This window comes from Salinimicrobium sp. WS361, assembly GCF_050750585.1.
Lineage (GTDB): Bacteria > Bacteroidota > Bacteroidia > Flavobacteriales > Flavobacteriaceae > Salinimicrobium.
In genome coordinates this window covers 63,121-75,911 of record NZ_JBOJLM010000013.1, presented here as the reverse complement: position 1 = coordinate 75,911, position 12,791 = coordinate 63,121, and the positions used below count along the sequence as shown (strand labels likewise).

At 41.8% G+C, this 12,791-nt stretch carries 14 protein-coding genes and 1 tRNA gene; 7 read left to right on the top strand and 8 right to left on the bottom strand.

The window, feature by feature from the left end; translation table 11 throughout:
* Positions 1-29: 29 nt before the first annotated feature.
* On the bottom strand, positions 30-578 hold the full coding sequence (locus ACQ93I_RS13125) for a thioredoxin family protein (RefSeq protein ID WP_431698898.1): 549 nt from the start codon (positions 576-578) through the stop codon (positions 30-32).
* A 2-nt stretch (positions 579-580) separates the two neighbouring features.
* Positions 581-2,098, bottom strand: a complete 1,518-nt coding sequence (gene gpmI, locus ACQ93I_RS13120) for a 2,3-bisphosphoglycerate-independent phosphoglycerate mutase (RefSeq protein ID WP_431698897.1) — start codon at positions 2,096-2,098, stop codon at positions 581-583.
* Positions 2,099-2,369: 271 nt separating this feature from the next.
* On the opposite strand from gpmI, the gene ACQ93I_RS13115 reads away from it, so the two are divergent.
* Positions 2,370-3,125 carry a murein L,D-transpeptidase catalytic domain family protein gene (locus ACQ93I_RS13115; RefSeq protein WP_431698896.1) on the top strand — a complete coding sequence of 252 codons (756 nt, stop codon included), beginning with the start codon at positions 2,370-2,372 and terminating at the stop codon, positions 3,123-3,125.
* Positions 3,126-3,129: 4 nt separating this feature from the next.
* On the opposite strand, the gene ACQ93I_RS13110 is transcribed toward ACQ93I_RS13115, so the two are convergent.
* Genes ACQ93I_RS13110 through ACQ93I_RS13095 form a run of 4 tightly spaced genes read right to left on the bottom strand, consistent with a single transcriptional unit; the run spans position 3,130 to position 6,045 of the window.
* Positions 3,130-4,746, bottom strand: a complete 1,617-nt coding sequence (locus ACQ93I_RS13110; protein ID WP_431698895.1) for a L,D-transpeptidase family protein — start codon at positions 4,744-4,746, stop codon at positions 3,130-3,132.
* Positions 4,743-5,186, bottom strand: a complete 444-nt coding sequence (locus tag ACQ93I_RS13105) for a GNAT family N-acetyltransferase (protein ID WP_431698894.1) — start codon at positions 5,184-5,186, stop codon at positions 4,743-4,745. The genes ACQ93I_RS13110 and ACQ93I_RS13105 overlap by 4 nt, the downstream gene beginning before the upstream one ends.
* Entirely contained in the window at positions 5,187-5,483 is a 297-nt protein-coding gene (locus ACQ93I_RS13100; protein ID WP_431698893.1) for a GNAT family N-acetyltransferase, read from the bottom strand.
* A 1-nt stretch (position 5,484) separates the two neighbouring features.
* On the bottom strand, positions 5,485-6,045 hold the full coding sequence (locus ACQ93I_RS13095; RefSeq protein ID WP_431698892.1) for a ClpP family protease: 561 nt from the start codon (positions 6,043-6,045) through the stop codon (positions 5,485-5,487).
* Positions 6,046-6,076: 31 nt separating this feature from the next.
* Here ACQ93I_RS13095 and ACQ93I_RS13090 point away from each other — a divergent pair, with 31 nt between their 5' ends.
* The 4 genes from ACQ93I_RS13090 (at position 6,077) to ACQ93I_RS13075 (ending at position 8,498) form a co-directional block, all read left to right on the top strand.
* On the top strand, positions 6,077-6,529 hold the full coding sequence (locus tag ACQ93I_RS13090; RefSeq protein WP_431698891.1) for a GNAT family N-acetyltransferase: 453 nt from the start codon (positions 6,077-6,079) through the stop codon (positions 6,527-6,529).
* Positions 6,530-6,655: 126 nt separating this feature from the next.
* Positions 6,656-6,728 (top strand) — tRNA-Gly (locus ACQ93I_RS13085).
* A gap of 263 nt (positions 6,729-6,991) precedes the next feature.
* The gene (locus ACQ93I_RS13080; protein ID WP_431698890.1) at positions 6,992-7,822 is read left to right on the top strand and encodes a GNAT family N-acetyltransferase; all 831 of its coding nucleotides are present in this window, start codon (positions 6,992-6,994) and stop codon (positions 7,820-7,822) included.
* A 70-nt stretch (positions 7,823-7,892) separates the two neighbouring features.
* Positions 7,893-8,498 (top strand): alpha-ketoglutarate-dependent dioxygenase AlkB family protein, encoded by a 606-nt coding sequence (locus tag ACQ93I_RS13075; RefSeq protein ID WP_431698889.1) that lies wholly within the window; start codon positions 7,893-7,895, stop codon positions 8,496-8,498.
* Here ACQ93I_RS13075 and ACQ93I_RS13070 read toward each other — a convergent pair.
* Both ACQ93I_RS13070 and pepE read right to left on the bottom strand, forming a co-directional pair.
* Positions 8,476-9,405 (bottom strand): glutaminase, encoded by a 930-nt coding sequence (locus ACQ93I_RS13070; protein ID WP_431698888.1) that lies wholly within the window; start codon positions 9,403-9,405, stop codon positions 8,476-8,478. The genes ACQ93I_RS13075 and ACQ93I_RS13070 overlap by 23 nt on opposite strands.
* The gene (pepE, locus tag ACQ93I_RS13065; protein WP_431698887.1) at positions 9,392-10,099 is read right to left on the bottom strand and encodes a dipeptidase PepE; all 708 of its coding nucleotides are present in this window, start codon (positions 10,097-10,099) and stop codon (positions 9,392-9,394) included. The genes ACQ93I_RS13070 and pepE overlap by 14 nt, the downstream gene beginning before the upstream one ends.
* Before the next feature lie 228 nt (positions 10,100-10,327).
* On the opposite strand from pepE, the gene ACQ93I_RS13060 reads away from it, so the two are divergent.
* Both ACQ93I_RS13060 and ACQ93I_RS13055 read left to right on the top strand, forming a co-directional pair.
* Positions 10,328-11,122 (top strand): hypothetical protein, encoded by a 795-nt coding sequence (locus tag ACQ93I_RS13060; RefSeq protein WP_431698886.1) that lies wholly within the window; start codon positions 10,328-10,330, stop codon positions 11,120-11,122.
* Between the two features lie 119 nt (positions 11,123-11,241).
* A complete protein-coding gene (locus ACQ93I_RS13055; protein WP_431698885.1) occupies positions 11,242-12,042 on the top strand; it encodes a hypothetical protein in 801 nt (266 codons plus the stop codon).
* Positions 12,043-12,791: the final 749 nt, after the last annotated feature.

Below are 12,791 nucleotides of genomic sequence, written 5' to 3'. Positions count from 1 at the left end.
AAAAATAACAATTTAAATGGCAGCCAAAACTACTCGTAAGAGTGCTTGTATTCCTGCCCCGAAACTATTTTTGCAATATCATCTTCCAGCTCTTCCTGCGGGTATTCTACAAACCTGCCTACTTCTTCACCATCTTTAAAAAAGATAATAGTGGGAACGTAAATAACATCATACTCCTGTTCCATTTCATTAGGGAGGGTTTTGTCTTCCCTTACCGCCATTACCTGCAGCCTGTCTAAATCATAATCGCTAAGCTCCAGTAACTTATAAAATTTCGGAACTTCCCGTTGGCTATCGGCACACCAGGTTCCCATGAACATCATGATGTCGTACTCATTAATATTCTCTTTAATTGTGCTGAGTGCTTCCTCTCCCGGTTTATAGGATTGGTACATTGGGTCAAACCAGGCAGAATAGGGAGCTTGTTGTAAATCTTCAAAATTAATCTCTCCAATTAAGTTCCCTGTTTCTTCCTCCTGTGAAACCGGTTCTGTCGTCTTCTGTTCATTCTCTGTATTTCCGGTATTTCCGCAATTGGATGCCGTGATCAACAGCAATAAATAAAGGAATATCTTCATCTTTAAAATAGTGGTTTTTGCGTCATTAATTCAGGTTGTTCCACGCCCATCAACTTTAAAATTGTAGGTGCAATGTCTCCAAGAATACCATCCTTAACCGCTTTTATATCGTTGTCTACAAGAACAAACGGTACCGGGTTGGTAGTATGTGCTGTATTTGGACTGCCATCTTCATTGATCATGAACTCGCTATTTCCATGATCGGCAATTACAAGTACAGAGTAGTCATTAGCTACGGCAGCATCCACAACTTTTTTGGCACATTCATCAACTGTTTCGCAGGCTTTCACCGCGGCTTCAAAAACTCCTGTATGCCCAACCATATCTGGATTGGCAAAGTTAAGGCAAATGAAGTCGGCCGATTTCTGATTGATTTCAGGCACAATAGCGTCAGTCAGTTCATAAGCACTCATTTCAGGTTGCAGGTCATATGTTGCCACCTTGGGAGAGTTGATCATTATGCGGCGTTCTTTGTGAAAAGGGTTTTCCCTTCCGCCAGAAAAGAAGAAAGTAACATGTGGGTACTTTTCTGTCTCGGCAATTCTTATTTGTGACTTTCCGGCGTGTTCAAGGACTTCACCAAGCGTAGCTTTGATATCTTCTTTGCTGAAAACAACATGAACATTTTTAAATGTCTCATCGTAACGGGTGATGGTTACAAAATACAGTGGCAAAGCCTTCATTTCCTGCTCCGGAAAATCCTGCTGAGTAAGAGCTGCTGTAAGTTGTCTTCCGCGGTCGGTTCTAAAGTTGAAGAAGATCACTACATCTTCTTCTGAAACCTTAGCCACAGGATTGCCCTGGCTATCGGTCATCACAATTGGCTTAATGAATTCGTCGGTAACGCCTTCATCATAGCTTTTCTGAATAGCGTCTACAGCGTTTTGACAGGGTTCTCCTTTGCCATTCACTATAAGATCATAGGCCAATTTTGTTCGCTCCCAGCGTTTATCGCGATCCATGGCATAATATCTGCCAATAACCGAAGCCAGTTTGCCATTGGTTTTATTTAAATGATCTTCCAGGTCTTCAATAAAACCTTTTCCCGAATTGGGATCTACATCACGACCATCAGTAAAAGCGTGCACATATTTTTGGGAGATGCCAAATTCTTCAGCAGCGGTGAGTAATCCTTTAAGGTGATTAATGTGAGAATGCACACCGCCATCACTTACAAGGCCCATAAAATGTATGGCTTTATTATGAGTTTTGGCGTAGTTGAAAGCCTGTTCCAAAACCGGCTCTTTTCCAAGCGAATTATTCTGTACCGCCAGGTTGATCTTTGCCAGGTCCTGGTAAACTATTCGTCCGGCACCAAGGTTCATATGGCCAACCTCGCTGTTGCCCATTTGTCCTTCAGGTAAGCCAACGTTCATTCCGTCTGTGCGTAACTTGCTGTGAGGGTATTTGTTATAAAGGGAATCAATAAAAGGTGTATTTGCCTTATCAACGGCCGAAGTGTTGGGGTCATTGCTGATCCCCCAGCCGTCCAGGATCATCAATATTACTTTTTTATTCATCGAATTAGGGTATTTTCACAAAGATACGAAATATGCATAGTAAGGAAAGCTGCAGGAGACTTATAATTCATCTGAATAGCAGAAACAGTATGTAAACTTATTTTTAACAGTTAAAGATCCATTTTACACAATAATTTTATCATTTTGCAGTTCTTAATCACAGAAGGTGGTGAATGTTAAAATGCTCATTATTACTGAATTGATTAGCTATTTTTCCTTTTTGGTATGACCTTTGGACTATAATAGGCAACTAACTATTTAACAAAAAGATATGATAAACAAAATAACTGTATTTGCTCTTCTTCTTACAATAAGTGCCTCCTTTGCCTTTACCACCTATTCCTCAAATTCTGAAATAGTTTTTGCTGAAAAAACTTCCGAAAAAGAAGTTATCGAAGTAAAAACCGAATTAACCGCCGAAGAAAAAATTAATCTCCTTTACGAAGAATTCGCTGCTGTGAATGCCCAGATGCCTTCAAAGGTTTCTTTTACCTATGCAATTACCGGGTATAACAAACTTGAAAACGAAGAAAAGATTGAAAACAGACTGTTGAGTATCGTCGACTTTAGTCTTCCTTCAACCGAAAAAAGATTGTGGATCCTTGATATGGAAACCAACGAGATCATTTACCATACTTATGTTTCTCACGGAAAGAACACCGGAGGAAACATGGCAACTGAATTCTCCAACACACCAAACTCTCTGCAGAGCTCCCTCGGATTCTATGTTACTGCGGAAACTTACTACGGAAAAAACGGACTTTCGCTTTTCATCGACGGTATGGAAAAAGAATTTAACTCAAATGCCCGTGACCGATATGTAGTGATCCACGGTGCAGATTATGCACAGGAATCGTCTATCAAAAGGCTCGGCAGATTAGGCCGTAGCTACGGATGTCCTGCTGTACCTACCGAAATCTCAAAAGAGATCATCAATAAGATCAAAGGTGGATCGGCCTTATTTATTTACCACACGAATAAGGATTATATCTCTAACTCAACTTATTTGAATTCTCAATCGGTTTAAAAAGCTATTCTCCGGTTAATTTCGTGTAAATCTTTTCATCGAGATCATAGACGTCATTCAAAATAACAGTCTCATTTCCGGCCCGCCAGGCAGTCCAGTAAAAATGATGGACCTGGATGGGCCGGTCGACTTTTACAGTAGTTGTTTCTCCAGTCTCAATAATCTCCTTGATCCTCTCTTTTTGCCAGTCATCCTGATTCTCTACCACGTAAGCAGCCAAATCAACAGCATCTTCTACTCTCACACACCCCGAACTCTCTGCTCGCTGGGTTTGACTAAACAGGTTTTTTGCAGGGGTATCGTGTAAATAGATAAGATATTTATTCGGGTACATGATCTTTACCCGTCCCAGCGGATTCGCAGGCCCGGCCCTTTGGGTAATGTTGTAGTTTAGCGCTTCATCGCTGCTCCAGTCCACGCTTGATGGGTCAACACGTTCGCCGCTACGGGTGGTAATGGTCATGTTGTTATTGCTAAGATAAGAGCGGTTTGCTGCCATTTTTGGAAGTACATCCTGCGACTTGATCGTTGGTGGAACCGTCCATGTAGGATTGATCACCAGGTGATCTATAGTGTCCGAAAAAATAGGGGTGGGGCGTTCTTTAGCTCCGGCGATCACGTTGTGTTTCCTTACGGTGTCGCCATCTTTGATTACTGCCAGTTTAAAATTGGGAATATTGATCAAAATGTAATGCTCACCCAAATCTCTCGGGTACCAGCGCCATCTCTCTAGATTTGCCAGTATTTGATTGTAAACTTCTTTTGGCCCTTTATTCAATTCATCAATGGTGGCATCTCCTATAATTCCGTCGGTTTGAATACTTTTTTTCTGCTGAAATTTTCTCACTGCATCTACCAAAGCTTCAGAATAAGTTTGCCCAACGCCTGAAGTATCTGCTTTAAAGACCCCAAGCTCCTGAAGCCTTTGTGCAATAGCAGGAATTCGGGGATCTGTCTGCCCCGGTTCAATAATTTCTCCCCGTGAGATCTTATTTATTGCAGTTTCCTGGGTCTTTTGTTCCTTATAATCAGCAAGGCTTTTTTTGAGCCCCTGGTAAACCGGGTGAGAAGGCTTTAGGTCTTCCAGGATAGAAGTTACTTCGTTCTGTTCAACTCCTTCTTTTAGTAGTTTCCCAAAATCTTTTTCTTTCCGGCTAATTCCCCAGAACTCGTGCAGCTCTTCGGGATTCAGTTTTCCGTAGTATAGGTGGCGGGCGTAGGTGAGAAAAGCATCCGAAAGCAGCAGGTCAAGGCGTGCGGCCTGTTGTGAACTCAGGTCGGCAGTTGATAAAAGAGAGTCAATCTCTTTTCCGTGGTAATCTTTAAAATTAAGGCCTTCTTCATTGGCTCCCTGCAGGCTGTTATACAGGGAATGAATGGTTTCTCCATCGCGCCAAAGAGATTTGTAATCCCTCCCGCTGTATACCTCTTCTAAAAGTCCCCCCTCAAAAATGTCATTTTTGGAAGATATTTCTGTCTTGATCCCATCTGGTGAGGCTTCTGCAATTTTTTCTGAAGCCTTGTCAGACGAAGCCCTGTCTGCCGGATTGTTTTTGTCGCCGGTACAGGCACCAAGGCTTAAAAATAAGATCGATAAGGGTAGTAAAAAGCTCTTTTTCATAATTCAGTAGGTGTTTTGTACATCACGATATGCATGCACACGTTTGGGATCATAAAGGCAGGGCCTGTAGTTGAATATCCATACTTTTTATAGAATTCCACGGCAGTTTCGCGCGCATTGAACCACAGTAAAGTATTCGGATTTCTACTTTTTAAGACCTCTTCCCCTTTATGAAGCAATTTTTCTCCCAGTTTCTGGTTGCGGTGAGAAGGCAGTACGGCCATTCCTCTAAGCTGGTACTGTATTGGGGTTTCAAAAATGGCATTTTTACGGGCTGCAAAAGTGGCCACAGCCACTACTTGTTCTTCCTCAAAAAACCCCAGGTGAATGGTGTCTTCTTCGAGATCGCCCTCAAAAAAGCACTCTTTTAAAGGTCGGCCGGGGCGTAGTACTTCCTGGCGGACCTTATAAGTTTCTTCGGCTGATATTTGGCGGATCATTTATCCTTCGGTGGCCTGTACCTCCCGGTACTCCTCATGCCTTTCAAATTGTTTTGCGGCATAAGCGCAAAGAGGATCTATCTTGATTTCTTTTTTCTTGGCGAAGCTAACACTGTGCTTTACAAGGCTACTGGCCAGGCCTTCGCCGGTATATTTTGGATCGGTTTCGGTATGATCAATGGTCATGACGTTGTTGTCTTTCAGGGTATAGGTGAGTTCAGCAACTATTTCGCCGTCATCTTCAATGTAGAACATCCCTTTTCCGTCTGTTTCTTTATGCTGAATATCTTTGTTCATTTTATCTTTTTTGAATTATTTCGTCTACAATTCCGTAGCCTACAGATTCTGATGCATCCATCCAGTAGTCACGGTTGAAGTCTTTATAAATGCGTTCATAAGGCTGCCCACAATTGTCGGCAAGAATTTGAGCGCTTTGTTCTTTGATCTTTAATATTTCGGCGGCCTGAATTTCGATATTGGAAGCCTGTCCCTGCGCACCTCCGCTTGGCTGGTGGATCATCACCTTGGCGTGCGGCTGAATGAATCTTCGTCCTTTAGCCCCGGCCGAAAGTAGGATTGATGCCATAGATGCGGCCAGGCCGGTACAAATGGTAGATACCGGGCTGTTGAGGCTCAGCATCGTATCATAGATTGCAAAGCCCGAGGTAACATATCCTCCCGGACTGCTTATATAGAATTGAATTTCATCATCTCCCGTGGCATCCAGGTACATCATTCTTTCAATAACATGTTTTGCAGTTTTCTCGTTTACTGTGCCCCAAAGAAAAATTTTGCGTTCGTTTAGTAGGGACTGTTCGATGCGGTCCTGAATTTTTCCGGGTTTATCTGTGTCTTTCATTGTATTTTTTAAATGATTGGTAGCTAAAAATATGACTATTTTTGCAGAAAAGATGGGGATGAACCTTGCATTTAACAAGATTTTAAAGGAAGAAATTCCGCATATCCTGCCTATGGTACAGGAGTTAATGGGGCAGCAATTTTCAAACGAGATCCTTATCCAAAGGTTTTCTGAAATGTTTGATCAAAATTACGAATGTTTTAAGATCACACATGATGAGCAAACGGTGGGAGTATTTGGCTTGTGGTTTATGACGCGGCACTATGCGGGGCGCTCTTGTGAACCCGACCATATCTTTATAAAGGAGGAATACCGAAGCAAAGGCGTGGGGAAGAATTTATTTGAATTTATCTATAAATATGCGGCCGAAAAAGGCTGTGAAACTTCAGAATTAAATAGTTACGTTCAAAACTACCGAAGCCATAAGTTTTATCTCAATGAAGGTTATGAAATCAAAGGGTATCACTTTTTAAAAAAGCTGTAAATTTTTCTTGAGCAATAAAAACTTTCGATATATATTTGCAGAGCAATATCAACGCGGGAGTAGCTCTCCCGATAGCTTTCTGAAGGTAGAGCGTTAGCCTTCTCCAGTAAAATAAAAACTACCAATGCGGGAGTAGCTCAGTTGGTAGAGCGTCAGCCTTCCAAGCTGAATGTCGCCGGTTCGAACCCGGTCTCCCGCTCAAAGCCTCGTCGAAAGACGGGGCTTTTCTTTTGCTGCGGCACAGATTACAAATCCGCGCCAACTTCCGAAGCTTCGGAAATTCCCTCGTTAGGTTACGAATGAACGCCGTTGGGGCAGACCTTCAAGGTTTTCAAAACCTTGAAGGTCTCATCTAAAGGGTTTAGTCTAATTCTTCAACAGACTTCCCTTATTTACGAATCCCGGAAATGATAGATAGATTGATTAAAAATAAAATTCGTTTAATTTTAAACCTTTTTTTGAATGATCCATGAAAATAAAAAAAATCTAGCCGGCGTTCCTTTTGAAAATGTGCTTTCCTGCTTTCTTTCTGCTTTTGAAGGTTATTTTATAAAACTGCCCGAAGACCCTAACTACTGGTGGGAGCGATTCACCATTGCCCGTGTAAACTGGGAGCTCTCCTTTGGAATGTTTGATGAAGATGAGCTGGTGGGCTATATTATAAATTGTGTGGATCAACACCGGGAGTCACTTACAGCATATAACACCGGCACAGGAGTGCTACCTGATTACCGCGGAAGGGCAATCGTGGATCAACTTTATGAACACGCTATTCCAGTTTTAAAGGCTCACGGAGTCGAAAAATGTCTGCTGGAAGTGATCTGTGAGAATGAAAGGGCTTTAAAAGTGTATAACCGCATAGGCTTCGAGATTACCCGCCAACTCCGTAGCTTTACCGGATCTTTTCCTGAAACTTCTTCGGAAATTACCCTTCAAAAATGTCATTTTTCGCAGGTAATTCAGAGTGGGCTTTATAAGGAAGCACTTTATTCCTGGGACAATTCAGCCAAAGCTGTAGAATTGATGCAAAACCGGGTTCAAACCTGGTGTTTAGGAGATCCTGACTCTCCTGAAGCTTACCTGGTGATCGATAATGCCGGGAATATCATTCAATTATTCTCAAAAAGCGATAATTACCCCGGGCTTCTGAATGCTGCAGGCCCGTTAGCAAAAGAAGTTAAGCTGAAAAATGTAAGTGCCGGAAGAGAGAGCCAGATAAATACCCTTCAAAAATGCCATTTTTCGAATCCCGTAAACCAGTACGAGATGGAGATGGAAATCTCTTCCTTCTGAGTTAAGGTTGGGACTTCAGGATTTTTTTTAACTTCAACAGTAACACCTTTTAATTATAACCTTACAATTGATGCAGACTGCTTATCCTCCAAATATATTACCCAGTGATGGGGAAAGTTATTACTTCGGAAAAATACTGAACAACAGTGAAGAGCAGCGTTTTTTCAATAATTTGCTGGATGAGGTGGCGTGGCAGCATGATGAGGTCATGATCTTTGGGAAGAAAATTGTTACCGCCCGAAAGACAGCCTGGTATGGCGACCGTGAATTTGAATACACCTATTCAAAAATGACAAAAAAAGCAAAGCTTTGGATCCCGGAGTTATTAGAATTACGAAAAAGGGTAGAGGAGGAGACGGGCCTGGAGTTCAATTCGTGCCTGCTCAATCTCTACCACAGCGGGGAAGAGGGAATGTCATGGCACAGTGATGCAGAAGCAGAATTGGGAAAGCAGCCGGCAATAGCTTCTGTAAGCCTTGGTGCTGAACGTCGGTTTGTTTTTAAGCACAAAGCTTCAGCCGAAAAAATAGAACTTCAGCTTGAACCGGGAAGCCTACTGCTTATGGCCGGGGATACTCAGAAAAACTGGTTGCACAGCCTTCCGAAGTCAAAAAGAATTAAGGAGCCAAGGATCAATCTGACTTTCAGAAATATTAAAAAATCGAAAATCCGGTGAGGGTAGTGAGGCGTTCGAGGGAGGCCATTCCCAACGCCGAATTGCCTTTGGGGTTCAAAGGCGGACTCCATACGGCCACTGCAAACCTGTCGGGGTGAACAGCAACTATGCCACCGCCCACGCCACTTTTTCCCGGTAGGCCCACTTCAAAACTAAATTCACCGGCTTCATCGTAAAATCCGCAGGTTTGCATGAGCGCATTCACGCGTTTTACCTGGCGGCCGGTGAGAAACTCTCTTTCAGAACCTATAGTTGTACCGTTATTTGCGAAAATAATAAAAGCATTAGCCAGCTCCTGGCAAGACATGGCGATAGAACACTGGTGAAAATAGAAATCGAGCACGTCTTCTACATCGTTCTCAATATTCCCAAAAGATTTTAGGTAGTTAACCATGGCGTAATTGCGGTAACCTTTAGATTGCTCGGAGGCGGCAACCACGGGATCAAAATCAATTTCGGGGTTTCCGGTTATTTCATGAAGAAAGGTGAGGAGTGCAGCCTTGGCATTGCTAAAGGAAGATACCAGTACATCGGCTACTACAAGCGCTCCCGCGTTTATAAAAGGATTCCGGGGAATACCCGAATCGTTCTCGAGCTGCGAAAGAGAATTGAAGGGGTCTCCCGAGGGTTCAACGCCCACCCGGTTCCACAACTTATCTCCCATGACTTTCATGGCAAGGGAGAGGGTGAAAACCTTGGAAATTGACTGGATAGAAAAGCGTTCCTGGCTGTCGCCAAAGCAATAGTTACTTCCGTCAAGATCATAAAGATGCATGCCAAATTTGTTCGACGGCACCTTGGCCAGCTCGGGGATGTAAGATGCCACTTTGCCCGACCGTGGCTGGTCTATAAATTCCTGGTTGATCTGGTTGAGGATCTTTTGGTAATCTACGTTAGTTGAGGTCATTCAGCACGGTTTCCGGTTCTACTTCAAAGGGCTCTTTATCGGCTTCAAAAATTCGGGCGGTAAGTGTTCCTTTCAGCTTAATTTCTTTTCCTTTTACTTCCAGCCAGCTCCCTTCGCGAAGGCCTATTACCGGTGGTGTATTGTGACGGTGAAATTCCATGATACGTGTTTCGCGGGTTTCACCTTTGTGGGTTGATTTAGGATCGGGATCCAGGTAGTGCGGATTGATATTGAAAGGCACCAGCCCAAGGGTATTAAAGGAGGGCGGGTACACAATAGGCATATCATTGGTGGTTTTCATCGTGAGCCCGGCAATATTAGTCCCGGCACTGGTACCCAGGTAAGGTTTCCCCTGGTTTACAGCTTCCTTAAGCACCGCAAGCAAATCGTGCCTGTAGAGCTGTTGTACAAGGAGAAAGGTATTTCCTCCACCGGTAAAAAATCCGTCAGCCTCTTTCACAGCTTCATGTGGAGAATCAAATTCATGGATCCCTTTAATCTCAAGGCCTGCTTTTTCAAAAGCTTTTTGTGCAGTTGCAGTGTAATCTTCATGAGAGATTCCGCCGGGGCGGGCATAGGGAATAAACAGGATGTTGCTGCAGTCTCTAAAATGGCTTTTTAGGAGGGGCAGTAAATATTCAAGATATTCCTGGCTGTGCAGGGTAGAAGTACTGGCAAGAATAAGATTTTTCATGCGGCTTGTTTAGTAATTGATGTAAAATTAAAAAATATGACACAGGGAGATTCTAAAATTTGGCCAATTCTGTAGAGAAAGCAGATTAAGAGGGCAAATAATATGGCTTGAACAAGGCTTCAGAGGCTAATGAATATATATTTCTGCTGAAGGATATTTAACGAAAGTTTAGTCGGGAATTAAATTTTTATAAAGAATAGATTTTGTTTCTTTAAGAAAATCAGCATTATGAAACCCTTATTATCCTGTATTGTTTTCTTTATTTCCTTCACAGTTTTGTCTCAGGACAGAGTGCAGATCAATGGTAGTGTTACCCCGCCGGTAGGGGAGACTTCCGAAGGTATTACTGTTGTTAACCGCACGGCTAAAAGTGCTACTGTGGTAAATGATCAGGGGAATTTTACCATAAGGGTGGTGGCCGGAGATACATTGCAGTTCTCGGCACTTCAATTTCAGGATTTTTCAGTAGTGGTAGATGAAGGCGTTGTAGAAAACCGGCAGCTCAACGTTTTTATTTCTGAAGCAGTAACCGAACTACCGGAAGTTGTAGTGAGCCCGTATGACCTTTCAGGAAACGTAGAGGTAGATGTAAAGATTATTCCTGTGGTATCAACCGATCTTCCTACAAAATCGGCCGCAGAAATTAATCCGTATAACCACACTTTTAGACCCGATTCACTGGTTTCTCCTTCCAATGCAGCTATGCGTAGCGGGATGATTTACAGCGGGATGAATTTTGCCAACATCTTCAGGAATATTTTCACCTCTCGTGATGTCACAACAACGGTGGGCGGTGATGATGACCTTGACGAGCAAATTCTTCAACTTCATGATGATGAATTTTTCCAGGATCAGCTTAATGTCCCGGAAGAGGATATATCAGATTTCATTTATTTTGCTGCAGATAATGGCCTTACGGAAGAAATGCTGAAACCAAAGAATGAGATGTTGCTAATTGAGTTTCTAGTAGCGCAAAGCCAGAAATACAAACAGCAGAAGGCGAATGCTCCTGTGGAAGATTAAATGCATGGATTTAAAAAATATTGTCTGAATTTGACATTTTTGACAGGTATAACATTCTTTATTTCTGCACTTTTTGCATTTCGATGTAATTATGCCTGAATTGTGGCGTTATTTACAATATGAAGTACGTATTAATTTTCGTCTTGCTTTTTACCTCATTTACTGCTGTCTCTCAAACTATGGGTGAAGTTGAAATACAGGGGAGCATAAAAGTCCCTGCCGATGCTGAGGCGGAAGGAATTACTATCTACAATAAAACTACCGGAAAAGGTAGTGTATCTACAAAAGGTGGACATTTTACTATTAATGCGAGTTTGAACGATTCCCTCTATTTTTCGGCTGTACAATACCGGGATCTTCTGGTTGTAATTGACAAAAACGTTTTAAAAACCGGGGTATTACAGGTAGAGATCACAGAAGATATCAATGAACTTGCAGAAGTAGTGATAAAGCCTCATAACCTCACCGGAAATCTTGCAGCAGACCTTAAGAACATCCCCGTTTTAGAACTTGAACTGCCTACATGGTCTGCCGCGGAAATCATGGGCATGGATTACTCGTTTTCACCCGATGCCCAGACAGGTGTTACAAATCCGGGAATGTCGGCAAATATGGAATATGGTTTTCAGCCAATAAAGATCATTGGCGGCCTTGTAGATCTTGTAGCTCCGGCTCCAAAAAACAGGTCTCAGGAAATACGAAGAGCAAGGGCAGGTTATGACCTGCTTGAGCGGGAGTTACTGAACCGGTATGACCATGAATTTTTTCAGGAGGTCTTAAAGATCGATAAGGAAGAGATTCTGGCTTTTATTGCCTATCTGCACAAGAAAGGAGTATCACACGCACTTTTAGAAAAAGAAAACGAGCTACAGCTTTTAGACCTTATGGTGCTGCAAAGCACAGAATTTATGAAGCGGTAAAGAAGGTTATGGCTAAAAACCATGTTCTATCTCCGCATGAAAAATATAGGTTCTAAATTAAACTGAACTTCTTTAAAAGACGATAAGCTCTTGCTAACTTCAGTAGCTTTCAGAATTTAAAGTCTTAACTTTCTGATTATATTACCTCCACACAATTATTTCTTTTAATAGTAGTCCAGTATATCTGGAAGACCTTCAGCAGGTTTCAAAAAGGGTATTTTTGAGTGGCTATTACTTAATAATTGCTGAAGATATAAAGAGTATTTCCCTGAGCCTCTCTTATAGATGAATATGAACCACAGACTTATTAGAATTTTTATTTCCAGTCTCGAATAAAATTTTAATTTTATTTAAGGTAATCGATTGCATAAAGTTTTTTTGTACATCCCCAATTCTTGTGTTCTTCCGGGACTTGAAATCGCTTTAATCCAGGTAATCTCTTGCTTTTTTTAACACTGCTTTTACAACTCTATTAAATTTCTATTAATTTTATTTATATAAAAATTGCTTTTATTGATTCTTTTCTCTAGGTTTGTGTAATCGATTACATTGTTAAAAAGAGCTTATAAATCTGTTTTAATTATCAAATATTAAAATATTTAGGAAGCTTATTAACTAATTGATAAAAACCCCAGTTTTTTGATGTTGTTTTTTCTCAAATGGCTGGTAATTTTCAAAAGAAATAACGAAAACGATTTAGTTGGAGTTTCTTTTGAATGACGGATAGCTTAAACCAGAACTATTAAACG